General features: G+C 44.8%; 30 protein-coding genes. 17 read left to right on the forward strand and 13 right to left on the reverse strand.

The window, feature by feature from the left end; translation table 11 throughout:
- Positions 1–288 precede the first annotated feature (288 nt).
- Genes ICN21_RS01710 through ICN21_RS01745 form a run of 8 tightly spaced genes read left to right on the forward strand, consistent with a single transcriptional unit; the run spans position 289 to position 5,845 of the window.
- Complete coding sequence (locus tag ICN21_RS01710) at positions 289–1,197, forward strand: amino acid ABC transporter substrate-binding protein (protein ID WP_216176302.1); 909 nt, start codon at positions 289–291, stop codon at positions 1,195–1,197.
- Positions 1,198–1,251: 54 nt separating this feature from the next.
- The gene (locus ICN21_RS01715; RefSeq protein ID WP_216176303.1) at positions 1,252–2,034 is read left to right on the forward strand and encodes an amino acid ABC transporter permease; all 783 of its coding nucleotides are present in this window, start codon (positions 1,252–1,254) and stop codon (positions 2,032–2,034) included.
- A gap of 32 nt (positions 2,035–2,066) precedes the next feature.
- The gene (locus ICN21_RS01720) at positions 2,067–2,735 is read left to right on the forward strand and encodes an amino acid ABC transporter permease (protein ID WP_216176305.1); all 669 of its coding nucleotides are present in this window, start codon (positions 2,067–2,069) and stop codon (positions 2,733–2,735) included.
- Between the two features lie 53 nt (positions 2,736–2,788).
- Positions 2,789–3,523 carry an amino acid ABC transporter ATP-binding protein gene (locus ICN21_RS01725; RefSeq protein ID WP_215297091.1) on the forward strand — a complete coding sequence of 245 codons (735 nt, stop codon included), beginning with the start codon at positions 2,789–2,791 and terminating at the stop codon, positions 3,521–3,523.
- Positions 3,524–3,540: 17 nt separating this feature from the next.
- Positions 3,541–3,936 carry a hypothetical protein gene (locus tag ICN21_RS01730; protein WP_255534167.1) on the forward strand — a complete coding sequence of 132 codons (396 nt, stop codon included), beginning with the start codon at positions 3,541–3,543 and terminating at the stop codon, positions 3,934–3,936.
- A gap of 23 nt (positions 3,937–3,959) precedes the next feature.
- Positions 3,960–4,643, forward strand: a complete 684-nt coding sequence (locus tag ICN21_RS01735) for a DUF3313 domain-containing protein (RefSeq protein ID WP_216176307.1) — start codon at positions 3,960–3,962, stop codon at positions 4,641–4,643.
- Positions 4,644–4,652: 9 nt separating this feature from the next.
- Positions 4,653–4,913 carry a hypothetical protein gene (locus tag ICN21_RS01740; protein WP_216176309.1) on the forward strand — a complete coding sequence of 87 codons (261 nt, stop codon included), beginning with the start codon at positions 4,653–4,655 and terminating at the stop codon, positions 4,911–4,913.
- An 11-nt stretch (positions 4,914–4,924) separates the two neighbouring features.
- Positions 4,925–5,845 carry an alpha/beta fold hydrolase gene (locus ICN21_RS01745; protein WP_216176311.1) on the forward strand — a complete coding sequence of 307 codons (921 nt, stop codon included), beginning with the start codon at positions 4,925–4,927 and terminating at the stop codon, positions 5,843–5,845.
- A gap of 30 nt (positions 5,846–5,875) precedes the next feature.
- Here the strand turns inward: ICN21_RS01745 and ppk2 are convergent, their stop codons facing one another.
- Together ppk2 and ICN21_RS01755 are read right to left on the reverse strand one after the other, a co-directional pair.
- Entirely contained in the window at positions 5,876–6,646 is a 771-nt protein-coding gene (gene ppk2 / locus ICN21_RS01750) for a polyphosphate kinase 2 (RefSeq protein WP_216176313.1), read from the reverse strand.
- A gap of 3 nt (positions 6,647–6,649) precedes the next feature.
- The gene (locus ICN21_RS01755; protein WP_216176315.1) at positions 6,650–6,925 is read right to left on the reverse strand and encodes a serine/threonine protein kinase; all 276 of its coding nucleotides are present in this window, start codon (positions 6,923–6,925) and stop codon (positions 6,650–6,652) included.
- Between the two features lie 132 nt (positions 6,926–7,057).
- On the opposite strand from ICN21_RS01755, the gene ICN21_RS01760 reads away from it, so the two are divergent.
- Positions 7,058–8,239, forward strand: a complete 1,182-nt coding sequence (locus tag ICN21_RS01760) for an MFS transporter (RefSeq protein WP_216176317.1) — start codon at positions 7,058–7,060, stop codon at positions 8,237–8,239.
- A 38-nt stretch (positions 8,240–8,277) separates the two neighbouring features.
- Here the strand turns inward: ICN21_RS01760 and ICN21_RS01765 are convergent, their stop codons facing one another.
- The 4 genes from ICN21_RS01765 to wrbA all read right to left on the reverse strand — a co-directional run bounded on the left by ICN21_RS01765 (position 8,278) and on the right by wrbA (position 10,967).
- Positions 8,278–8,463, reverse strand: a complete 186-nt coding sequence (locus tag ICN21_RS01765) for a hypothetical protein (protein WP_215297104.1) — start codon at positions 8,461–8,463, stop codon at positions 8,278–8,280.
- 87 nt (positions 8,464–8,550) lie between these two features.
- A complete protein-coding gene (locus ICN21_RS01770; protein WP_216176319.1) occupies positions 8,551–9,966 on the reverse strand; it encodes an FAD-binding oxidoreductase in 1,416 nt (471 codons plus the stop codon).
- Positions 9,963–10,361, reverse strand: a complete 399-nt coding sequence (locus ICN21_RS01775) for a DUF2069 domain-containing protein (protein WP_255534168.1) — start codon at positions 10,359–10,361, stop codon at positions 9,963–9,965. Before ICN21_RS01775 ends, ICN21_RS01770 begins: the two co-directional genes overlap by 4 nt.
- Before the next feature lie 3 nt (positions 10,362–10,364).
- The gene (wrbA, locus tag ICN21_RS01780; RefSeq protein ID WP_216176321.1) at positions 10,365–10,967 is read right to left on the reverse strand and encodes an NAD(P)H:quinone oxidoreductase; all 603 of its coding nucleotides are present in this window, start codon (positions 10,965–10,967) and stop codon (positions 10,365–10,367) included.
- A 19-nt stretch (positions 10,968–10,986) separates the two neighbouring features.
- Between wrbA and ICN21_RS01785 the strand changes: the two genes are divergently transcribed.
- The 4 genes from ICN21_RS01785 (at position 10,987) to ICN21_RS01800 (ending at position 14,709) form a co-directional block, all read left to right on the forward strand.
- Entirely contained in the window at positions 10,987–11,835 is an 849-nt protein-coding gene (locus tag ICN21_RS01785; RefSeq protein WP_216176323.1) for a YhjD/YihY/BrkB family envelope integrity protein, read from the forward strand.
- A 75-nt stretch (positions 11,836–11,910) separates the two neighbouring features.
- Complete coding sequence (locus ICN21_RS01790) at positions 11,911–12,366, forward strand: CBS domain-containing protein (protein WP_215297111.1); 456 nt, start codon at positions 11,911–11,913, stop codon at positions 12,364–12,366.
- A 43-nt stretch (positions 12,367–12,409) separates the two neighbouring features.
- On the forward strand, positions 12,410–13,525 hold the full coding sequence (gene aroC / locus ICN21_RS01795; RefSeq protein ID WP_216176325.1) for a chorismate synthase: 1,116 nt from the start codon (positions 12,410–12,412) through the stop codon (positions 13,523–13,525).
- 14 nt (positions 13,526–13,539) lie between these two features.
- Positions 13,540–14,709: an MFS transporter gene (locus ICN21_RS01800; protein ID WP_216176327.1), complete on the forward strand. Its 1,170-nt coding sequence runs from the start codon at positions 13,540–13,542 to the stop codon at positions 14,707–14,709.
- Between the two features lie 28 nt (positions 14,710–14,737).
- On the opposite strand, the gene ICN21_RS01805 is transcribed toward ICN21_RS01800, so the two are convergent.
- From ICN21_RS01805 to ICN21_RS01825, 5 genes are read right to left on the reverse strand one after another with little or no spacing between them, the layout of a single operon-like run.
- The gene (locus tag ICN21_RS01805) at positions 14,738–15,529 is read right to left on the reverse strand and encodes a peptidylprolyl isomerase (protein WP_215320618.1); all 792 of its coding nucleotides are present in this window, start codon (positions 15,527–15,529) and stop codon (positions 14,738–14,740) included.
- Positions 15,530–15,575: 46 nt separating this feature from the next.
- Complete coding sequence (locus ICN21_RS01810; RefSeq protein ID WP_216176329.1) at positions 15,576–15,860, reverse strand: BolA family transcriptional regulator; 285 nt, start codon at positions 15,858–15,860, stop codon at positions 15,576–15,578.
- Positions 15,857–16,405: a septation protein A gene (locus ICN21_RS01815; protein WP_216176331.1), complete on the reverse strand. Its 549-nt coding sequence runs from the start codon at positions 16,403–16,405 to the stop codon at positions 15,857–15,859. Before ICN21_RS01815 ends, ICN21_RS01810 begins: the two co-directional genes overlap by 4 nt.
- A 45-nt stretch (positions 16,406–16,450) precedes the next feature.
- Positions 16,451–16,861 (reverse strand): peptide-methionine (R)-S-oxide reductase MsrB, encoded by a 411-nt coding sequence (gene msrB / locus ICN21_RS01820; protein WP_215297121.1) that lies wholly within the window; start codon positions 16,859–16,861, stop codon positions 16,451–16,453.
- A 34-nt stretch (positions 16,862–16,895) separates the two neighbouring features.
- Positions 16,896–18,362, reverse strand: coding sequence for a YdiU family protein (locus ICN21_RS01825; protein ID WP_216176333.1), 1,467 nt, complete (start codon positions 18,360–18,362; stop codon positions 16,896–16,898).
- 55 nt (positions 18,363–18,417) lie between these two features.
- On the opposite strand from ICN21_RS01825, the gene ICN21_RS01830 reads away from it, so the two are divergent.
- Complete coding sequence (locus ICN21_RS01830) at positions 18,418–18,900, forward strand: PaaI family thioesterase (RefSeq protein ID WP_216176335.1); 483 nt, start codon at positions 18,418–18,420, stop codon at positions 18,898–18,900.
- A gap of 13 nt (positions 18,901–18,913) precedes the next feature.
- Here ICN21_RS01830 and ICN21_RS01835 read toward each other — a convergent pair whose 3' ends face one another.
- Together ICN21_RS01835 and ICN21_RS01840 are read right to left on the reverse strand one after the other, a co-directional pair.
- Positions 18,914–19,771 carry an NRDE family protein gene (locus ICN21_RS01835; RefSeq protein ID WP_216176337.1) on the reverse strand — a complete coding sequence of 286 codons (858 nt, stop codon included), beginning with the start codon at positions 19,769–19,771 and terminating at the stop codon, positions 18,914–18,916.
- An 18-nt stretch (positions 19,772–19,789) separates the two neighbouring features.
- On the reverse strand, positions 19,790–20,788 hold the full coding sequence (locus tag ICN21_RS01840) for a folate-binding protein YgfZ (protein ID WP_216176339.1): 999 nt from the start codon (positions 20,786–20,788) through the stop codon (positions 19,790–19,792).
- A 19-nt stretch (positions 20,789–20,807) separates the two neighbouring features.
- Between ICN21_RS01840 and mltG the strand changes: the two genes are divergently transcribed.
- The 3 genes from mltG to ICN21_RS01855 are packed head-to-tail and all read left to right on the forward strand — an operon-like array spanning position 20,808 to position 23,661.
- Positions 20,808–21,875, forward strand: a complete 1,068-nt coding sequence (mltG, locus tag ICN21_RS01845) for an endolytic transglycosylase MltG (RefSeq protein ID WP_216176341.1) — start codon at positions 20,808–20,810, stop codon at positions 21,873–21,875.
- A 1-nt stretch (position 21,876) separates the two neighbouring features.
- A complete protein-coding gene (gene tmk / locus ICN21_RS01850; RefSeq protein ID WP_216176343.1) occupies positions 21,877–22,515 on the forward strand; it encodes a dTMP kinase in 639 nt (212 codons plus the stop codon).
- On the forward strand, positions 22,516–23,661 hold the full coding sequence (locus ICN21_RS01855) for a DNA polymerase III subunit delta' (RefSeq protein ID WP_255534169.1): 1,146 nt from the start codon (positions 22,516–22,518) through the stop codon (positions 23,659–23,661).
- Position 23,662: the final 1 nt, after the last annotated feature.

The following is a 23,662-nucleotide window of genomic DNA, read 5'->3' on the forward strand; positions in this document are numbered from 1 at the left end:
AGACACAAATTTGAGCTTTTCGTCCATCTTCGTACTTTCATTCCACGGCATAGAGTGGTCCCTCCTATGCCAAAAACTGTAAAGTATGTGCCCGGTATAAAACGTAAACTATGTCTCGGGTAGGACACAATACCCTTAGTTTTATCTCTGCTCGATGCACAAGGTCATAAAAAGTCTGAAAAGTAGACCTGATTCAGCATAAGACACTCATAAATTTGCTATAAATACAGTTATAGCTATTTATTGATAAACACTGATCACCAATATAAGTAAAAACTAGAGAAAACGATGAAGAACAAGTCTTTAATTAAAGCTGGCCTGATTGCTGGGTTATTCATGAGCACCATGAGCGTTCACGCTGCAAGTGCGACGATGGACAAAATTAAATCTACTGGCGCTGTCACGATGGGTGTGCGCGAATCCTCTATCCCAATGTCCTACACGACTGGCGACAGCCGCTTTGATGGTTACCATGTGGAAGTGTGCCGTATGATTTTGGGTGATATCAAAGATAAGCTTGGCTTGAGCACTTTGCGTATTAATTATCAGCCAGTGACTTCCCAAAACCGTGTGCCTTTAGTGCAAAACGGCACTGTTGATATTGAGTGTGGCTCAACAACTAATAATTCTAATCGCGCTAAGGATGTGGGCTTTGCGAACACTTTATATATAGAAGAAGTCAGGATTGCTGTAAAAGCAAATTCTGGCATTACTTCTATTTCTCAATTGGCTAACAAGAAAGTAGCTACTACTACTGGTACAACCTCTGTTCAGTTGCTCCGCAAGCATGAAAAAGCCAATGGCGTAAACTTTGATGAGGTATACGGTAAAGACCATGCGGATAGCTTCTTATTGCTTGAGTCTGGCCGCGCTGATGCATTCGTGATGGATGGTTCAATTTTGGCCGGCAACATTGCTAACTCGAAGAATCCAAAAGATTACAAGATCGTTGGTGAAGTATTGAGTACAGAGCCTATCGCCATCATGGTTCGTAAAGATGATCCAGAATTTAAGGCCGGTGTAAACGCAGCAATTGCCAAGATTGTTGCAAACGGCAAAATGCCTGGCTTATGGAACAAGTGGTTCTTGTCACCAATTCCACCGAAAAATATCGTAGTAGGTCTTGAGCTGTCTCCAGCAACCAAGAATGCTTGGGCAAACTTGAACGACAAACCGGCAGAAGATTACAACAAATAATTGAGATCGCAAGTTAATTAATCTGAATGCTTTAATGTTTATGCGATCGGATTTATGGATTTAGGAATCTTTTGTAAAAGTACCTTAGACGGAGAAGTAGTTGATCACTGCTTCTCCGCTTTATTAGGTATTGGTCAAAACGCTGATCCCAGTTATTTAGACTGGCTCATGAAGGCTTGGGGCTGGACACTGGCTGTCGCCGCTCTTAGTCTAATCATCGCTATGTCACTTGGTGCTGTCATGGGCACCTTACGTACCTTACCCACAGAAACGACATTGAACCGTTTCTTGATACGCTTTTCTACCGCATGGGTAGAACTCTTTAGAAACATTCCGATTTTGGTTCAAGTATTTCTTTGGTATCACGTGATACCAGCCTTCTTTCAGCCTTTAAAAGCATTTCCATCTTATCTATTAGTCAGCATTGCTTTAGGCTTCTTTACTTCTGCACGGATTGCAGAGCAGATAAGGGCAGGTATTCAGTCACTTCCCTCCGGTCAGAAAGCAGCAGCAACTGCTTTGGGTTTAACTACCTTTCAAAGCTATCGCTACATTATTTTGCCAATGGCGTTGCGCATAGTGATTCCACCTCTTACTTCTGAGAGCATGAATCTCATCAAAAACTCTTCAGTAGCGTTTGCAGTTTCGGTACCTGAACTCACACTATTCGCTATGCAGGCTCAAGAAGAAACTTCGCATGGAGTCGAAATCTATTTAGCCGTAACCTTGCTTTATGCTTTATCGGCATTCGCAGTAAATCGTGTGATGACCTATATTGAAAAGCGCTCTCGCATTCCTGGCTTCATTGTTGCTAATACAGAAGTGGCAGCACATTAAATGAATGCTATGAATCATTTCATGGTGGTTTTATGCTCAGCCTAGACCTCAGTTTTTATAACTGGGAACTATTCACGAATTACATTCTAAAGGGCATGCTGTTTAGTGTGCAACTGACAGTCATTGCGACCGTTGGCGGAATTATCTTTGGTACCTTCTTAGCTTTGATGCGCTTATCTGGTAGACCCAGCTTAGTCTACCCAGCAACCATTTACGTGAACACCATGCGCTCCATTCCGTTGGTGATGGTGATCTTGTGGTTCTTTTTGTTGATACCCATGTTGATTGGCAGGCCCATCGGTGCTGACTTATCTGCCACCATCACTTTCATTGCTTTTGAAGGAGCATTTTTCTCTGAAATTGTGCGCGCTGGTATTCAGTCGGTTCCTAAAGGTCAAGGATATGCTGCGGAAGCCTTAGGCATGACCTATGGTCAAAATATGCGTTTTATCGTATTGCCCCAAGCCTTCAGAAACATGATTCCCGTCTTCATGACGCAGACCATCATTCTGTTTCAGGATACTTCCTTGGTTTATGCCATCGGTGCTTATGATTTATTAAAGGGCTTTGAGATTGCCGGTAAGAACTATGGCCGTCCTATGGAGACCTATCTCTTAGCTGCCTTTACCTATTTCATTATTTGTTTCTCGCTATCGAAGATCGTCAGAGCAGTTCACTCCAAAGTGGCGATTATTCGTTAATACATTTGTAATTTATCCCTTATTTATTTAATACTGACTATTTCCAAATCCTTATGATAGAACTGCAAAACGTTTCGAAGTGGTACGGAGACTTTCAAGTCCTCACCGACTGCACTACCAATATTCAAAAAGGGGAAGTAGTTGTGATTTGCGGACCCTCAGGCTCAGGTAAATCGACCTTGATTAAAACCATTAATGCTCTAGAGCCTTTTCAGGCTGGTGAGATTACTGTGGATGGGGTGCGCTTGCATGATCCTAAAACAAATCTACCAAAGTTACGGGCCAGAGTGGGAATGGTGTTTCAGCACTTTGAGCTGTTTCCGCACCTGAGCATTACCGAGAACTTAACGCTTGCGCAAATGAAAGTGCTTGGTCGTTCTGCTGACGAGGCTAATGCGCATGGCTTAAAGTATCTCGAGCGTGTTGGCTTAACTGCTCAGAAAGATAAGTTTCCTGGGCAACTTTCAGGTGGTCAACAACAGCGTGTTGCCATTGCACGTGCCTTGAGTATGGATCCGATTGTGATGCTTTTTGATGAGCCAACCTCGGCCCTAGATCCTGAAATGGTTGGTGAGGTCTTAGATGTTATGGTGAAGCTTGCAAATGAAGGAATGACCATGTGCTGCGTTACCCATGAGATGGGTTTTGCTCGTAAAGTCAGTAATCGCGTGATCTTTATGGATCAAGGGCGTATTCTGGAGGATTGCAGCAAAGATGAATTTTTCGGGAACCCAGATGCGAGATCCCATCGTGCAAAAGACTTCCTCTCAAAAATATTAGATCACTAAAGAAAACACTACTGCTAATGAATGTTTCGTTTACTAAGTTATGCATCACTACAACGCTTGGTATGTTGATGCTCTCAGCTTGTACTGTAGCCAAATTAGAGTCTAGGCTTGAGGCGAATCCTCAGTGTAAAGATGTCATTAATCCAAAGACTGGTGCTGTCATGCCTTGCCCAGGTACGGATAAATCTTTCTATCGCTCTGTTGGTCTGGAGCCACCTAGAGCCACGACAACTAGTTCAACTACAGCCGTTGCTGCTCCACCAACCATTTCTAATGCTGGTACAGCAGCAATACCAATCGCAACTACCACAACAAAGTCGACCCCTGCAGTTCAGGTAACACCGCAAGTCGATTGCAAACCACAGCTTCATAAAAAAACTGGCGGTATGTTACCGTGTCCATCTCCGGACTAATCTGTATCTAAAAAGAAAGCATCATGCGTAAATTGAATGTCGTTATTGCCTCAGCACTTGTTGCTATTGGTTTGCTTGCTTGTAGCAATACTCCAAAACTGGCTTCTGAACCGATGCCTAGATCAGGTTTTTTGCCCAATTACTCCTTGCTCGTGCCAATGGCTACCAGCCAATCGGATACTCGGATTTGGCGATACCGGATTGCAGGCGTTAATCCTGCCAGCTATACCGCGGTTATTTTGGATCCCATTTACTTAAATCAAAGCGCTACGAGAGAGGTTAGTGCTGAGGCCATTTCTCAAGCGCAGGTTACTCTGCAAGACTCGATGGTGGCCGCTATTAATTCTCGTGGGAATATTCGCATTGTCACTAGCCCTGGGCCGGGTGTTGCCCGAATTACCGTTGGCATTACAGGCGCAGAAAATTCAGCCGATAGCCTACAACCTTGGAATTTCACTCCCATTGGCTTGGCGGTGAATGCCGCTGCCTATGCTGGTGGTGTGAACTCCAAAACTCCTGCCTTACTGGTAGAAAGTAAGATAACCGATAGTTTGTCTAAGCAGTTATTAGGCGAAGGCTTGGTTACCATCCAGGGCGAGTCATTTAGAACTGGTTCGGGTTCAGTAGACTCCTTTATTGAGATGGCTAAGAAGGTAGTGCGTGTTGCCATGGAAACCTCTGCCAATCCAACCCCAACTGGGAAGTAAGACTTTTCTATGAAACGTTCTTATGTCTCCAGATTTTCTTGTATTGCCGCCTTGGCGGTCATTCCTGCATTGAGTTATGCAGACGATGCATCCCGCAATCAAGAGATTGCGCAGCGGTTTGCTAAGTGTGACATCAATCATGATGGCAAATTGACTCAGATTGAGGCAAAAGGTTGTATGCCACGTATCTATGATCACTTTAACTATCTTGATTCTGGCAATAAAGGCTACTTAACTGTTGCTGAGATTCAGGCAGCAGCAGATCGATAAGTATCTACACTATGAGCGTCACATTCCCACCAGCATTCGACCAAAAGATTATGACTGTTCCATCAGATGATGGTCCGATTGAGATTGCTTACTTAGTTGGTGGCAGTGGTCCGGCGCTATTGTTATTGCATGGTTTTCCACAAACCAAGGCAATTTGGCAGCAAGTTGCTCCTGCACTTGCTAAACATTACACAGTCATTGCCTCAGATTTGCGAGGTTATGGTGGGTCATCTGCACCACACGGCAAGTCAGACCACTCCACATATTCAAAACGCTCCATGGCAGCGGATCAGCATGCCTTGATGAAGGCTTTAGGTCACGAGCAGTTTTATTTGTTGGGGCATGATCGTGGCGGAAGAGTATCGCATCGCATGGCTATGGACTATCCCAGCAGTATTCAGAAGCTAATGGTCTTGGATATTTCCCCAACACTAACCATGTATGAAAACACCACTATGGAATTTGCCAAAGGGTATTGGCATTGGTTTTTCCTCATTCAACCAGAACCCGTGCCAGAAACCATGATTGGCGCAAACCCCGAGTATTGGTTAAAAAATCACATGGGTCGCCATGCAGGTACTGGAATTTTTAGTCCAGACCGTTGGGCGGAATATTTGGCAGGAGCCAGCAACCCCCAAAGTATGCATGCCATGTGTGAAGACTATCGGGCTGCTGCCACTATTGATCTCGTTCATGATCGAGCAGACCGCGAGTCGTGCAAGAAATTACAAATGCCGATCCATGTCTTATGGGGCGAGCATGGTCTCGTAAATAAATGCTTTAAGCCTCTAGAGGATTGGCAAGAGGTCGCAGATGAAGTATCAGGCAGAGCCGTAACTTCTGGACATTACATCCCAGAAGAATTGCCTGACGAATTAATAGTCGAAGCGAAAAAATTCTTCAAAGAGAAGGGTAACTCTAGCTGTAACTAAGCCTGTAGCTAAATAAGTTACTCAAGCTAATTAATAGGCTAATTTTGGTGCCTTAGTACCTAATGGTGGGCAGGGCATCACTATTTCTGGATTCACTGATAATAATTTTGCGTCTTTGCCGTGGTAATGCATTCGAGATAGAAGATCGGCGATCAGATTTAGGTGAGTTTCTTTTTTGCTATTAGCATTCACCACAGTCCAAGGTGCATCTTTCGAGCTGGTTTGCTCTAACATGAGATCTCTGGCAATGCTATAAGCCTCCCATTTCTTTTGAGCTTGCTCATCAATAGGACTGACCTTCCATTGCTTCAGTGGATCAGTCTTACGACTTTCTAACCGATCGGCCTGTTCTTTTTTATCAATATCTAAATAGTACTTCATGATTTGAATGTTAGAGCCCGTCAATAAAGACTCAAAATCATTCACTGAGCCCATAAAGTGTTTGTACTGGGCTTCAGTACAGAATCCCATGACTTTTTCAACGCCGGCACGGTTGTACCAACTACGATTAAAGATTGCAAATTCACCAGCAGAAGGTAGCTCTGCTACATAACGTTGGAAATACCATTCGCCTTCCTCGCGAGAGGAGGGTTTTCCAAGAGCAACAACGTGGGTTTCGCGAGGACTCAGATTTTCTGTGAGCCGTTTGATCGTGCCATCTTTGCCAGCGGTATCGCGACCTTCAAGAATGACTAAAAGTTTCAAACTACCTGCAATGATCTCTCGCTGAAGTTTGACTAATTCAATCTGTAAAAGCCGATAGTAACCATGATGATCACCATTGTTATCGTCCTTGCTCACCCTTTAGGCTGCAGAACTCGGTGAGGCCGGCGGAGAAGCTGAACTCTTTTTAGCTGGCGCTTTTCGTGCAGGCGTTTTCTTAGCGGCGGCTTTTTTAACGGGCGCTTTCTTGACCGGGGTTTTCTTGGCGGCGGTCTTTTTTACAGGAGGTTTTTTGGTGACCTCTTTCTTTTCCAATTTATCGAGTGCTTTAGCCAACTTATCAATCAATTTTTCACGATCAGATTCGAGCTTATCAAGCTTTTTCATCAGCTGTTTTACTAATTTCTTTTGACTCATGATATTTCCTATTAGATGTGATTTTCACAAATGCATCACTCATCCTACGTCTTATTAGGCTCAGTTTCAAGCAATTGTGACGCTATTGGAAATAATTTCTAAAGCTATTGAATAGTGCTACATTGGCTAGATATGTTCAAAACCCTGTCTACATTACCCAAGACTGTTTGGTTAATAGGCCTCATTAGTTTTGTGAATGACTCGGCCAGTGAAATGCTCTATCCCTTGATGCCTTTGTATTTAGCTTCGGTCTTAATGGCAGGGCCTAAAGCGATTGGCATTATTGAAGGTATTGCTGAGGCCACTTCAAGCTTATTCAAACTGGTATCTGGAGTCATCGTAGACAGAACCAAAAAAACAAAACCTTGGATTGTGTTTGGCTATCTTCTCGCTGGCATTGGAAGGCCGCTCATTGCTTTTGCTAATTCATGGCTAGTGGTCCTGATGATTCGATTTACTGACCGTCTGGGTAAGGGGCTCAGAAGCTCTCCCCGGGATGCGCTTCTAGCGGAAAGTGTTCCCGCTAATCAGAGAGGCATTACCTTTGGCTTGCATCGCTCTATGGATAATGCTGGTGCGGTCGTTGGACCGATCTTGGCAGCTTTCTTGCTTGCGCAACATGTACCACTGCGTGAGATCTTTTTCTGGGCCATTATTCCCGGGGTCATTACCGTAATGCTTGCGTTGTGCCTAAAAGAGCCTCCAAGGGTTGCTGGCGATGCCCCTTTGAAATTTACCTGGTCTATGGCAGGTCTACCCCCTGAATTTAAGCGCTATATATTGGTAGTTGGCCTTTTTGCATTGAGCAATTCTTCAGACATGTTCTTACTATTAAGGGCTAGAGAGCTTGGAGTGCCTCAAGAGCAAATACCCTTGCTTTGGGCGACGATTTCCCTGATAACGACTGTTTTTGGAACTCCTCTTTCTGCGCTATCGGATCGATTTAGTCGTCGATATTTCATAGCCTTCGCTTGGGCTGCATATGCCCTGATTTATGCCGGTATGAGCTACTCCAACCTGACAGTTGGCTGGCTTTTTGGTTTATTCGCGCTTTATGGCCTATTTAAAGCGGCAACCGAAGGGGTAGAAAAGGCCCTTGTAGCAGATTTAGCCCCTAGCGGATTAACTGGGACAGCCTTTGGTTGGTTCAATTTGAGTTCTGGAATCATGCTACTTCCAGCTTCTTTAATCTTTGGTTGGCTTTATGAGTCTAGTAGCCCAACTACCGCATTCCTTTTTTCAGGAGCCTGCTCAGCTTTCGCAGTGCTCCTATTAATCTTTTGGGTATATAGGCCTATAAAAGAAAAAACCTAAATACATCAAGTATTTAGGTTTATTTCTTAAGGTGTTACTTATTCTGGATGGAAGTTATTGCTAGCCATGAAGCTGATAGTACGTTCAAAGCCAAGAATGCGGATATAACGCCATGCAATATCGCGATATTTGCTGTCTAAGTAGCCAATAGCCACTTCAGGCGTTCTTTTGGATACATCATTTTGCTGAATAGCGCGGGCCCAACGTTTGAGTCTTGTTGACATATTTGTCACCTCCATGGCCATACAACGCATCAGAAAGAAGTCTAGATGACAGAAAATACAAAAAATTCCTAAAAAATCAGAAATTTCTTAAATAGACACGACTTTATGTGGATTGAGGATGTTTTGAGGGTCCAAAGCCCGTTTTAAGGTCTTCATCAGGTCATGGGCAACTTCACCCTTATGAGCCCGCAAACCATCTAATTTAAGCTGGCCAACCCCATGTTCAGCAGAAATAGAGCCCTGGCAGCGCTCAACTTGAGCATAGATCAACTCATGAATCGGCTTTTCATTGACCAAATTGAATGCCTTTGGGTCTACTCCTAATGGGGGAGCAATGTTGTAGTGAAGGTTGCCATCGCCTAAGTGGCCAAAATTGATAATTCTGACCCCCGGGTATTTCAAGCGCATCAAAGTATCTGTTTCCTGAATAAAGCTTTCCAAGGCTGAAAGCTGAATGGTGATGTCATGTTTGAGGTTGGCGCCTTCTTGAGCCTGAGCGAGGGTGATGTGCTCTCGCATCTGCCAGAAGGTATTGGCCTGAGCTAGACTATTTGCAATCACGGCATCGGTAATCAATCCTGCCTCAAATGCCTCTTCCAGGATAGTTTCTAGCAGTTGCCTCACATGGGCTTCACTTTCATGATCTGATAATTCAATCAAGACGGTGTAGGGTGGATTTCCCTTTAGGGGATTTGCCATCTGCGGAAAATGCTTTTCGTTGAGGGCCAAGGATTCTTGGGTCATCATCTCAAATCCGGTCAAAAGGGAAGTGGCACGCTTTTGAAATAAATTTAATAGAGCGATGGTTGAGGCAACGCTATTAGCTGCCACTAAGGTTGTCCATTGAGAGATTGGCAGCGGGTATAACTTCATGACAGCGGCAGTAATAATGCCTAAAGTACCCTCAGAGCCAATAAAGAGGTCTCGTAAATCGTATCCAGTATTGTCTTTGCGTAAACCTTTTAAGCCATTCCAGATTTCACCCTGCGCGGTAACTACCTCAAGACCAAGGCACAGATCGCGGGTATTGCCATAACGCAGTACGTTAGTGCCACCAGCATTGGTAGCTAAATTACCGCCAATCATACAGCTGCCTTCTGCCCCTAAGCTCAAAGGAAATAAGAAGTCTTGCTCGGCAGCTTTTTCCTGAACCGCTTGCAAAATACAACCTGCTTCAAGAGTAATCGTTTGGTTAGCAACATCAATTTCTCGAATGGTATTCATACGCTTTAAGTTGAGCACAATCTGTTTACCAGAGTCATCTGGCGTAGCGCCCCCACAAAATCCAGTATGACCACCTTGGGGAACCACAGCAATTTGGTTGGCTGCACACAGTTGCACAATCTTGGCTACTTCTTGGGCTGTTTTAGGTAAGACCACGGCCAAGGCTCTGCCCGTGTAACGCTTGCGCCAATCAGTGAGATAAGGTGCCTTATCTTGATCTGCGGTCAGAATAAATTTCTGCTCCAGAATTTGATGGAGCTCGCCAAGGATCTGATTCATTTTTGCGCTGCTTGTAACTTTTGTTTAGCTAAGCTCTTCGCTTCTTTTTTAATGGGCTTTAAATACATTAACAGGCAAATGAAACCAATCGTTGCTAATAGAGTTTCTAAGACAGCCATCCAAAAATTGGCACCAGTTTCGAGGATGCGAACTAAGCCTTCGGTGATATAGAGCAAGATCAACATGGAAGCCCATTGCATGGTGTAAACCTTACCTTTCCAGAGGCCTGGAATGGCAAATAGCAATGGGATGCCTTTCAGAATCAGCCAAGAGCCACCAAGTCGCAGAGGCGAGATAAACCACTCCCAAGCAACACACAAAATGAACAAATCAATAAATGCAGCGGTAGCAATTAATTGATAGGGATTTTTATCCAGAATTTTCTTAGCCATCATTCATTAAGTCTTGATAAGTTTTAGTGCGGTTTGTGCGAGACGTTTACCTTGCGCTTTTGCTAAGCGTTGTTCTTCAGGACTAATCGGAGCATTCCCATCGGCATGGGCAAGATGAGTCACGCCATAGGGGCTTCCACCTGTGGCAGAGGACATTAAATCGGATTCGCTGTAAGGCAAACCGAGAATCATCATGCCGTGATGAAGCAGGGGAATCATCATCGTTAACAGAGTACTTTCTTGTCCGCCGTGCATGCTGCCGGTGCTGGTAAAGACGCAAGCTGGTTTACCGATGAGTGCACCACTTAACCATTGGGAAGAGCTGCCATCCCAAAAGTATTTTATGGGAGCGGCCATATTGCCAAAACGGGTAGGCGAACCGAGTGCCAATCCTATGCATTCTTGTAAATCAGAATACTCAACATACGGGGCGCCTTCGGTTGGGACCGCAGGTTCGCTAGACTCGCAAACGGTGGAAACCGGAGGAACCGTTCTGAGACGAGCATTGACCCCCGGAACGCTTTCAATACCCTCGGCAATGAGTCGCGCTAAATCTCTGGTGGCCCCATAGCGGGAGTAGTACAAAACTAAAATATCGTGTTGGTTCATATTCTCTTATGATACGGCGATGCGCCTTTTTCGTAACCCCCAATTATGGCTCTCTCTTGCTAAAGAGATCTGGGAGGGTAATCGAGACCAAAAACTGAACCAAATCGCAGCCAGCTTAGCCTACACAACGATTCTCTCCTTGGTTCCTATGGTCACGATTGCAACCATGCTGATTGGCTATTTACCCAAGGTGATTCAGATTAAAAATGCCTTTAAGACTTGGCTATTAGATACTTATATGCCAGGCGGGATTAATCAACAGTTCTTTATTTACTTGGATCAGTTTTCTGCGCAAGCCAGGGGCTTAACTCTTTTGGGTTTAGCTGGCTTATTTATTACTGCCATCATGACTTTGTCAGTCATTGAAGGGGCATTTAATCAAATCTTCAAGGTACAAAGAAATCGCCCACTTCATAAAAAGATTGTGATTTATGGGGCTGCGACAATTTTGGGCCCCATATTATTAGGACTAGGTATTTACTTAAGTGGCGTCTTATTCAGCGCTTCTCAGGGCTGGACGGAGGCAGTCTCCATTGGTTTTCGTCTCATTGCCACAGTGACACCACTAATGTTGGCTGTCTTGGTTTATACGGTTGTTTACAAGATCCTGCCGTATTCTCAAATTTTTTGGAAAGATGCCATCTTTGGTGCTTTCTTTGCCGCCCTCAGCTTTGAAATCATGAAATTTGGATTTGCAGTCTTTTTAACCCATACCGCTTTTTATAAAACGGTTTATGGGGCCTTTGCTATCTTTCCGCTAGCCTTGCTTTGGATCTACTTGACTTGGTGGATTACCTTGGCTGGAGCCGTCCTAGTAGCGAATCTACCAAGCATTCGAAGTGGCGTCATTAGGGTTATTCGTTACTAAAACAAACAATAAATCTTGATTCGGTGCTTGCTTGGGTCTATATTGAACTGAGATATTGATTGTTTTGGAGACGACATGAAAGTTCATGACATTCTGCGTGTGAAGGGCGGCACTTTATTTACCGTTGCTCCCGAGACTGCGTTGCAAACGGCAGTGCTGATCATGAGCGAGCATGACATTGGCTCTTTGGTTGTGATGGAGTATGACAAGCTAGTTGGGATCCTCACTTTTCGTGAAGTGATTGCAGCATTAGCAAGCCATCATGGCAAATTAGATGATTTGCAAGTCAATGCAGTAATGAATCAGAAGCCTTTGACCTGCAATATGGAAACTGAAATCGATGAAGTGCGTCGCATGATGTTAGTTGATCATGCTCGTTACCTGCCAGTAGTTGATCAAAAAATGTTGATGGGTGTAATCTCTTTTTATGATGTAGCAAAATCTGTTGTAGAAGCTCAAGACTTCGAGAACTCGATGCTCAAGGCCTATATTCGCGACTGGCCAGAAGATACTGAAAAGGCCGCTAATTAAGGATTTCTAGTCGAATATTCAGGACAAATGACATAATGTGGTTATGTCAGGAAATACTTTAGGCCTTCTTTTCACTGTTACCACTTTTGGTGAATCACACGGTCCCGCGATCGGGGCTGTGGTTGATGGCTGCCCTCCCGGTATGCTTTTGAGTGAGACTGATCTACAAACTGACCTAGATCGTCGTAGGCCTGGCACCTCTCGTCACGTCACTCAACGCAAAGAAGAAGATAGGGTTGAGATTTTGTCGGGTGTTTTTGAAGGCAAAACGACCGGTGCGCCCATTGGTCTATTGATACGCAATACCGACCAACGGAGTCAAGACTACGGCGATATATTGCAAACATTCCGACCTGGTCATGCCGACTATGCCTATCACCATAAATATGGACTGCGTGATCCACGGGGCGGCGGCCGTTCTTCAGCTCGCCTCACAGCACCTGTTGTGGCAGCTGCAGCTATTGCAAAAAAATGGCTGCAGCAACAATACGGCACAGAGTTTTACGGCTATATGAGCCAACTCGGCGATATCGAAATTCCGTTCGAGGATGTTGCACAGATTGAACAAAATCCTTTTTTTGCTGCGAATGCCAAGATCATTCCGCAATTAGAGAATTATATGGATGAACTGCGCAAAGCAGGAGATTCTTGCGGGGCTCGAATTGAGGTGCGTGCTCGTAATGTACCTATTGGTCTTGGAGAGCCCTTGTTTGATAAGCTTGATGCAGATATTGCCCATGCCATGATGGGGATCAATGCTGTAAAAGGAGTTGAAATTGGTTCTGGCTTTCAGTCAGTGGCGCAGCGCGGCAGTGAACATGGTGATGAATTATTTCCTGATGGCTTTGCTAGCAATCATGCCGGCGGTACATTGGGTGGCATCAGCACTGGTCAAGACCTGCGAGTATCGATTGCGATCAAACCAACTTCAAGCATCATGAGCCCTAAGCAATCCATTGATCTCCATGGCAAGCCAATGACTGTTCAAACTAAGGGACGTCATGATCCTTGTGTTGGTATACGAGCAACCCCAATCGCTGAAGCGATGCTGGCTTTAGTCCTCATGGATCATGCATTGCGTCATCGCGCTCAGTGCGCTGATGTCAAGCTTGAGGTATCGCCTATTCCTGCGGCACGACCTGGCTCCAAAAGCGATTAGTAAATCCCACTAAGATGACGCCTTCGCTTCGCTGGGCCTTCGGGTCCTTTTTCTTTTTATATTTTGCTTATGTTGGCTTGGTTTCACCGTATGCCAGCCTTTTCTTCTTAGATCATGGTTTTAATGTCATCGAGATTGCTGTACTGATGTCGATGCTACAAATTACCCGTATCGTTGGTCCATTTAGTTGGGGCTGGCTTTCAGATTACCTCTCTAATCGCATCGGCATTATTCGTGTTTGCGCTTGTTTGGCCGCTTTAGTCTTTGTATGCATCTTTTTTTTACATAGCTACTTCAGCTTCTTTATTTGGATGTTTGTATTACATACGATCTTGAGTAGTCAAATGCCTTTGGGCGAGACGGCAACTATTCATGCTTTATACAAAGACAATTCGTTTGATCAGCGTTATGGACGCCTGCGCTTATGGGGTTCAATCGGGTTCATCACCATGGTTTTATTTGCAGGTGAATTATTTCAACGTAAAGGCATTGAGTTATATCCAATAGTTGGCGTCATTGTGTTATTTGCTTTGGCGCTCATTACTTTTTTCTTGCACGAGCCCAAGATGGAGCGTCGCAAAATGGTGAAAGGCGAGTTACTCATTGTGCTTTTTAATCCAGACGTAAGGTGGTTTTTGATCTCTGGCTTTTTCATGATCTTTGCCCATGCTGCTTTATATGTTTTCTATTCGCTGTATTTGGCAGACCTTGGTTACGACAAATTTCAAATTGGCTTATTTTGGGCTTTAGGAGTTGCCGCAGAAGTAATCTTCTTTTACTTCCAAAATAAATTGCTGAGCCGTTTGGATGCCGAGGTGATATTGCAAGGCGCATTTGGAATTGGTGTGATCCGCTTCATTCTGATTGCCTTTTTACCAATCACTTCTGTATTGATTGTTGCGCAGTTGATGCACGCCGCTACTTTTGCAGCTCACCACAGTGCTGCCACAAAATTACTGCAGCGCTGGTTTACCGGTCCTTTACAAGCAAGGGGGCAAGCCATTATGGCTACCGTTTCTTACGGTTTAGGTGGCACTATTGGTGGACTATGTGCCGGTTGGATTTGGGATCTTTCTCAACCTCGAGATGTCTTTGTGATGTCCGCTTTTGCTTGTGGAATAGCGGGGATGGCAATTCAGAAAATGAGACCTCATCACCATCCAACTGAAAAGGTTGGTAGTTAAGAAGCCAAGAGCCCTTACTCAGCAATTCTTACTGAACTTTTGCCTTCGCACGAAGTTTTTGCATCATCTCGGTAAATTTAGCTTTCTGCCAATTTTGATCAGAGGCAATCATCTGTTTCAACTCTGCCTTGAGTTCGTCAAAGCTAGGCGCCTTCATATCTCGAGAGTCAACTGTCTTAATGATATGCCAGCCAAACTGTGATTTCACTGGTTTATCAGTCATTTGACCGTTCTTTAGTTGCACCATTGCCTTAGAGAACTCTGGAACAAGTGCTTTGTCATTTACCCAGCCAAGGTCGCCGCCGTTCGTCGCTGAACCCGGATCCTTTGATTTGGCTTTAGCAATCTCTCCAAAGTTGCCGCCGGCTTTGATTTGAGCAATGATGGCTTTTGCATCAGTTTCTTTCTCAACCAAAATATGCTCGACATGGTATTCCTTGCCAGTATATTGCGTCTTAACCGATTCATAAGCAGCCTTGAGTTCAGCCTCAGTGACACCTTCTTTTTCGATATAGTCTTCAAATACAGCAGCAACTAAGATGCCTACGCGCGATTGCTCTAACTGTTCACGCACAGATTCTTTTTGAATCACACCACGTTTATCAGCCTCTTGCAGAATTAATTCTTTAGTCACCAGCATTTCACGTGCTTGATCGCGTACCTGAGGGTTGTCTCCTTGCCCTGACTTTTGCACCAATTTATCTAGCTGAGCTTTAGGGATGGACTTGCCATTCACGATGGCTGCATTTTGCGCAAAAGCTGGCGCAGAAATCAGGAGTGCGGCTAGGCTAAAAGAGATCAGGTGAAGGGTATTTAACATGGCGACTATCAAGTAAAAGTAATGGATTGCAAGAGTGTAAAGCAGGCTAGATGTTGGCTTCCTGTGGAGTCTGGGCAGTAATCGTTAAGGCATGGATTTCGCTAGGAATATGGCGATGCAAAGCGGCATAAATTGCCCGATGACGAGCAACCAGAGTTAATCCCTGAAATTGTAGTGTAACGATGGTGACCTTAAAGTGTCCACCGCCTGAGGCTGCGCCCGCATGCCCCGCATGCAGATGACTCTCGTCTTCGATCTGTAGCCGTTGAATATCAAAAGCCTTATTTAAATCTTCTTCAAATAGGGCAATGCGTTTTTGGTTAAGGGTCATTGTTCTGGATGCTCCATATGGCGTGATAGCCAAACACCTTGGATGATGACAAAGGCTACCAGCAGCCCAGTACTGCCAAAGAGTTTGAAATTGACCCAGGTTTCCTCAGAATATTCAAATGCAATATATAAGTTGAGGGCGCCCATGAAGAAAAAGAAGGCTGACCATGCTAGATTGAGTCGATGCCATACAGAGTGGGAACTCTCTGGTTTGAGGCTTACCTGCTTACCCATTAATACTTCAATCCAATTCTTATTAAGGAACTGTGCACTGATAAGCAAAGCGCCTGAAAAGAGCCAATAGAGGGCGGTTGGCTTCAATTGAATAAAGGTCTTATCGTGCAAGAAAATCGTTAGGCTTCCAAAGACAATAATCATCACCAGGCTGACCCATTGCATCGCATCGATTTTGCGATGGCGATAATAGACCCAGAGAATCTGTCCTATGGTGGCAACCATGGCTACGATAGTCGCCGTATAGATATCACCAAATTTAAAGGCGATAAAGAACAGAATAATGGGGAAGAGGTCAAATAAAAATTTCATAGGTAGGATTATCCCGCTATTTAGCTCACAAGCCTTTTTAAGGCCTTAGTCTTTTTTACTTGCTTGGGCATTCTCACTAGGATCAAAGCTCAAAGAGGCAGAGTTGATGCAGTAACGTAGACCAGTAGGCATGGGGCCATCATCAAAGACATGCCCTAAATGGGCATCACAGTTGGCGCAACGTACTTCGGTACGAATCATGCCGTGAGTTGTATCACGCACTTCCTTGATGGATGATGTCTCTTGAGGGGCGTTATAGCTTGGCCATCCGCAACCAGCATCAAATTTGGTATCAGACAAGAAGAGGGGGGTGCCACAGCACACACAAGTGTATTTGCCTTGAGCCCAATGATCCCAATACTTGCCACTAAAAGGCCTCTCAGTTGCCGCTTCACGAGTAACTCGATACTCAATATCGCTGAGGATTTTTTTATATTCTTGATCCGTTTTTTTCATCTATTCTCCGATAAGTATTATCTATTCCAAACTCTTAAGAAGAGCAACTCACTGCAACTCTTTCCAGATCTGCAGGTGGTGGCGCTGCATACACTTCATGCTCAGGCTGCTCATCATAAGGCTTGCTGAGGATATTCATTAATAGCGTGACTTCTGAAAAGTCATGTTGTTGTGCTTTATCAATAGCCGCTTGTGCTAAATGATTGCGCAAAATATATTTAGGATTCACTAGGTTCATCGCCTGCATTCTTGTAATATCTTGACTAGATTCTGATGTGAGGCGCTGAAGATAATCTGTAAACCACTGGTCTATTGCCACACGATCCACAAATTGATCTCTTAGCGTGATTTTCTCAATGGCATGATCTAATTTAACTTGGCTAAGTTGTCTAAAGAAGCTGGTGAAATCCACGCTTGAATCATGAATTGCCTGCAATAAGCGCTCTATCAGTTGGATGTCGCTATCTTGAGAGGTTTGTAACCCTAATTTTTGTCTGAATATAGATTGCCATGCTTGTGCATAGGTAACAGGAAATTCTTCTAAAGCTTCGCGTAATATTGATTGGGCTTGGCTTTCATCGTGAGTAAGCTCAAGGAGTGGTAAGAAGGCGCTGGCTAAGCAGGCCATATTCCAATGCATGATTTGAGGTTGGCGATGGTATGCGTATCTACCGCCATGATCACTATGGTTGCAGATATGATCAATTTCAAAATGATCTAAGAACCCAAATGGTCCGTAGTCCATCGTCAGGCCAAGTGCGCTGATATTGTCACTATTTAAGACCCCATGGCAGAAACCAACAGACTGCCATCGCGCCACTAGCTTGGCATTACGAACGCTGATGTGTTTGAATAGCTCGAGATAGGGTTCAACATTGTTTTTGCATTCAGGGTAATGATCCTGAATTAATAAATCGGCTAGCTCTTTGAGCCGCACGATGCTTTGTGTAGAAGCGAAGTGCTCAAAATGACCGACTCGAATAAAGCTAGGCGCTAAGCGCGCACAAACAGCAGCAGTCTCCATCATTTCGCGGAAAACTGGTAATGCTGAACCAACAACTGAAAGCGCTCTAGTTGTTGGGATGCCGAGTGCATTCATGGCCTCGCTACATAAAAATTCACGGATAGAAGATCTGAGGACGGCTCGTCCATCACCCATACGGGAATACAGAGTTTTGCCGGCACCTTTGAGTTGAATTTCTTGGCCATTAGCCTCGCCAAGCAAAATTGCTCTGCCATCACCCAATTGACCAGCCCAGACCCCAAACTGATGACCGCTATAGACTGTTGAAATTGGCTTAGCAAAATCATGCATGCCGGTACTTAAGGAGTTTCCCGCTAGAAGCTCTAGCCATGATGGATCAGAAGGCAGGCCATCCTGAGAAACCGAGAGCTGAATAAGATTGGCCGCAGAAGGTGAAAATGCTACCCAATAAGGATCTGGAATTGGGCTCGGAAAGGTGATCTGGCAGACGTCATCGCCACTTAAAGTAAAGGCCATCAAGCTATTCTAGGGGTATTCCCAAAATGGTGCTCAAGCCTCTAAAATTGGCAGTATGACTAAACATGTACAAATTAATCCCCAAACTCAACTCGCCAATTTAGGTGAGGAGTTAAATGTTCCTTTTTTAAAACTATTGGGCGTTCGCTTTCTCAGCGCTGAGATGGGAAAGGGAGAAATCCTTTTGGCCCTAAAGCCAGAGCATACCAATACCTGGGCAGTGGCTCATGGCGGGGTGTTATTAACCTTGATGGATGTCGCGATGGCTGTTGCTGCTAGATCTGGCGATCCGAGTGATCGTAGTGTAGTCACCATTGAGCTCAAGAATAATTTTATGCAAGCTGCTAATGGAGTCTTGCGAGTGAAAGCAGATACAGTTCGTAGAACAGCAACTATGGCATTTTGTGAAGCAAAGCTCTACAACGATCAAGGGGAAGTCTGTTGCATGGCAACGGGAACATTCCAATACATTAAGCGTCTGCCAACACGCGATAGCAGCGGTGAGCGGGTAGTGAACGAAGACCTTCGTTCAAAATAAAATGAACGCGTTTTTAAACTGATAGATTTGAGCCAGGCGCGGTACTTAATGCGCCGGTGACGACATCATGGCCAACAGTACCGCTAGCATCAAAGCGACGTTCCACCATCTCAAATTGCCCATCTTTACGGACTCTTAAAACAGTGCTGGAACGAGTTCCATAAGAGGGTGTTTTGATGAACGCAGGGGATAGTGCTTTTTCCCACTCTCTGCTAACACCGGTGCTGGGTAATTCATGATCGCTAGCATGGTGGGTATCGGCTAATAGCTTGAGATATTGATCGGCACTTTTGAGCTGACCATGATCCATTGCCAATACTTGGGCAAAAGCGGCTACCCGATGATTGACTTTAGGCCAAGGAGTATCCAGCATCGCATTAGATAAACCATACACGCCAGGGTTAAGCGGTTGATGCGGAAAGACTTTACGAGGGCGAATATTTTGACCTACTAACATGCGATTACTGACCCAATACATTTCTGCATTTTGTGGATCGCTTAAATCTGCCATCAATAAATTAAAGCCGTTGTATTGATTAAAGCGTTTCGAGTTTTCTCCCATGAACTCGGCCGGCTTATCTTTACTGGTGAGATACATCAAGGAAAGCTCACCGCGTGTTCTAGCATCAGGATTCTTTTCGCTAGGCGCGCGCACATTCGTTAAGGCGGCAAACTTTCCCGTTTTCGTAAAGCCCAGCCAAGTACCAGGACTACCCAAGACATCGGCACGATCTCTACCCGCTAAAACATGGGGGTGTTCTTGCCAATAGGCGATGCCTTCAGTGTCGCGCTCATAAAACTCATCACGATTCGCCGCAACTACTAAAGAGTAGTCAGGATGTGAGTTCCAGGCAAAAAGAATCAGGCACATGAAATGGGTTAGGAAGAATTAGATTTCGATTAAGGGATAAGGTAATGAGTCTATTTTTAACACAGGTCCCCGGGGGCTTCCTAGATGAATTTCCCCATGTTCGAGCGCTTCTAATTTGCACTCCATCTGAAAATCGATTCTGCCAGGCTCTAAGTGGCTAGCGGCTGATAGAACAACCATCCCCGCTGGCTGACTGGGGTCCTGACTATGAAATAACTCAGTACCAGGCTGAGTTGAGTCTAATGGTAGGTCTTTTTCTGAAATATGGGCCAAAAATAGACGTCTTTTGATGGCGCCACGATATTGGCTACGGGCCACGATTTCTTGTCCTGGATAGCAACCTTTTTTGAAGTCGACCCCGGCAACCGATTCAAAATTAATCATTTGCGGGACAAACTGTTCTTGCGTCGCCAATACGATACGGGGAATAGCACTTAAAACTTCTAAATCATTCCACACATCAAGTGCAGCCTGATCGCATAATTCATTGACCCTCTCTTGAGCAATTAATACACGGCCATAGGATTGATTGCTGGCGAGCACATCAGGCAAGCGCAATCCAATTTGAGAGTCATTAATTGTGAAAGATGAGATCGCATCACTCAAACCAAAGTATCCAGAAATATTCCAGAGCGCCGACACATCAGTTACCTTGACCTTAGAGCGCAATACAAACATTGCCAACCGTTTGGCAGTACTGGCAGCGTTATCCTTAGAAATAAAGAGCGCGAATCGGTCATCAGCGCTTGCATCTCTAGGCATTAACGCACCCCATGCGCTGGCAAGTAATCTGCCTTTAGGGCTGCAGTATCCCAACAGTCTTGCTGATGGATAGGAATAAGCAATTTGAGGCGATATAGTGCGGTTTAGACCTAAAACAGAATTCGTGAGCTGATTTTGCAGAAAACTGGCAGCATCTGGACCCTCAACAAAGATGAGGCCCCATTTCGAGAGTGGAGTGAGCCCAAAAGAGGGGACTTGTGCTTGAATTTGCGTGTTTTGATTAGTCTGTGTCATCTCCTTTTATCATAGCCTGATGCGCAGAAAAATTCAGGGAAGATCCTTTTTTAGCCAGAAAAAGACTTGGGGTCGTCGCTTACGATCCTACCTGCTGCTATTGATAGGTGCCCTGGTATTTATTTATGGTGGGATTTTTTTATGGCCTGTTGTGCCAAGCCAGACCAATACTCAAGAGGCATTGCTTTATAAAGTCAAAATTTCTCCGCAATCTAGCTTGGGCAGTATTGCTCAACAATTGCAAGAGCAGGGTCTATCAACCCCTGTGCTGCCATTTCAAGTCAGTGCCCGCGCATTATTTGTTGGTTCAAAATTAAAGCCAGGAACTTATCTATTGCCGACAGGGGCGAGCCTTGGAAAAATATTGTTACAGATTGCGCGCGGTGATCGAGTGCGGGAAAGTATCGCCATTATTCCTGGCATGACTATATGGCAACTTCGCGCTCTAGTTGATTCTCACCCAGCATTGATACATCAAACCAAAGGCATTAACTCAAAAGCTTTATTGCAAAGCCTGAATCTTACTTATCCTGGCGATGAAGGCATCTTCTTTCCGGATACGTATGTATTTGATCCCGATGAACCCGATATCAATATCTACCGGCGCGCTTCTGTGGCAATGCAAAAACAACTTTTACAAGCTTGGGATCAAAAAGATCCCAGCTCCCCTCTCAAAACGCCTTATGAACTCTTGATTTTGTCCTCGATTATTGAGAAAGAAACAGGCCGATCTAGTGACCGAGGCTTAGTAGCGGCAGTGTTTCTGAATCGACTCAATCAAGGCATGAAGCTGCAGACTGACCCTACAGTGATTTATGGCATTGGCAAAGGATTCGATGGCAACTTGCGTAAGACAGACCTGCGCAAAGATAGTCCCTACAATACCTATATGAACAAAGGATTGCCGCCTACGCCTATCGCTATGCCCAGCAAAGAATCGTTGATAGCAGCTGTTCGACCTGCTCAAAGCAAGGCCCTGTATTTTGTATCCAAGGGGGATGGAACGAGTCATTTTTCACAAACCTTAGGCGAACATGAATCTGCCGTTGATCGCTATCAGCGCAAACTCGCCCCCAAATCGAAATAATATGACTGCAAATTTTCCTGGATATTTCATTAGCTTTGAAGGTATTGATGGTGCTGGTAAGAGTACGCATATCGATGCATTCTGCAAGCTGATGCAAGAGTGCTACCCAAATCATGAAGTGGTGGTGACTCGTGAACCAGGTGGAACCCCCTTAGGCGAGCAATTGCGTGGACTCCTATTGGATGCACCGATGAATCTAGAAACTGAGGCGCTCTTAATGTTTGCAGCCCGCCGAGAGCATTTAGCGCAAGTGATTGAGCCGGCACTAGCGGCCGGAAAGATTGTGATTTCAGATCGCTTCACCGATGCAAGTTTTGCTTATCAAGGCGGCGGCCGAGGTCTTAGCATCGCGAAATTAAATGACCTGGAACGATGGGTACAAGGTCGTGAAGACGGTGCATTACTTCAACCCAATTTAACCATCTTGTTTGATTTACCTGGCGAAGTGGCAGAGGCGCGTCGCTCTAAAGTAAGGGCGCCGGATAAGTTTGAAAAAATGGATCTGAATTTCTTTGAAAAAGTACGCCAAGAATATCTGCGACGGGCTAAAGAAGATCCTCAGCGCTTTCACTTAGTTGATGCGACCCAAACGCCAGAGGCTATTTGGAATGGCTTACAAGCTCTCAAGATTAACTTCTAAATGAATGACTTGATGTTTCCGGCGAAGCAACATAGTAAGGTTGCACCATGGCTGCAACCCTTATGGGAAGGATTAGACTTTCAGCAATTTCCCAATGCGATTTTGTTACATGGTCAATCAGGTATTGGTAAATTTGCTTTTGCAGTTGAATTAGCAAAAGCTTTGCTGTGCGAATCCAGTCCAGGATCGAGCAAGCCCTGTAATCAATGTGAAGCATGTCATTGGTTTAATACTGGCAACCACCCTGACTTTATTGCTTTGGTACCGGAAACCCACCGCAAACTTTTGCCCCAAGCTGATTATGAGGCAGATGAAGTAACAAAAAAAGGCAAAGTTGCTCGCGACGATTCTGATAGTGAACCAGCCGAGAAAAAAGAAAAGAAAAATATCTCGATTGAAGAAACCCGTAGTGCGATCGAAAGTCTTTCAATAGGCTCGCATCGGGGTGGCAATCGCATCATCTTAATTTACCCACTTGAAATGCTGCGCTCTGATTCAGCTAATACTCTATTGAAATCACTAGAAGAGCCTCCGGCCAATACTATTTTTATCTTATTAGCGGATCGTGTTGATCGAGTCTTACCAACCATACGATCACGCTGTCGATTGTTGACAGCACCTCGCCCAAATCGCAGCGAGGGCTTGGCATGGCTAAAAGATCAGCTACCACAGATCGCAGGGTTTAAAGTCATTGATGGGGATATCGAAACGATCTATGACGAGCAGGGCGGGGCACCCTATTCTGTGTTGGATTCCTTAATCGCTCGTCATCATCAAGACGATAAAGATGAGCTAACTATCGCCATTGCGGCTTCTCGTATTTTATTGCAATCGATGACACAGGGCGGTCGGATTGCCTGGCTAGAAACAGCTGAAAAGATTCATAAAGCGCAATATTCATTTTTACTAGCTACTATGCAACGTTGGGTTTCAGATCTCCAGTTGGTTTCACAGGGTGGAAGTCCTCGTTATTACCCCAAACATCTTGTAACTCTGAAGGGTCTGGCGCAAAGCGCCAGAAGCCTCAAACTCCATCAGTTTTGGAAATCGCTAGTGCAAGCTTGTCGTTCAGAAAATCATCCTCTCGCCAGCCGCATTCAACTAGAAGCATTACTTTCTCAATATCAGCAAGTCTTTGAAGGTTAGG

It is taken from the genome of Polynucleobacter sp. AP-Feld-500C-C5 (assembly GCF_018882265.1).
In the GTDB taxonomy this organism is placed as follows: domain Bacteria; phylum Pseudomonadota; class Gammaproteobacteria; order Burkholderiales; family Burkholderiaceae; genus Polynucleobacter.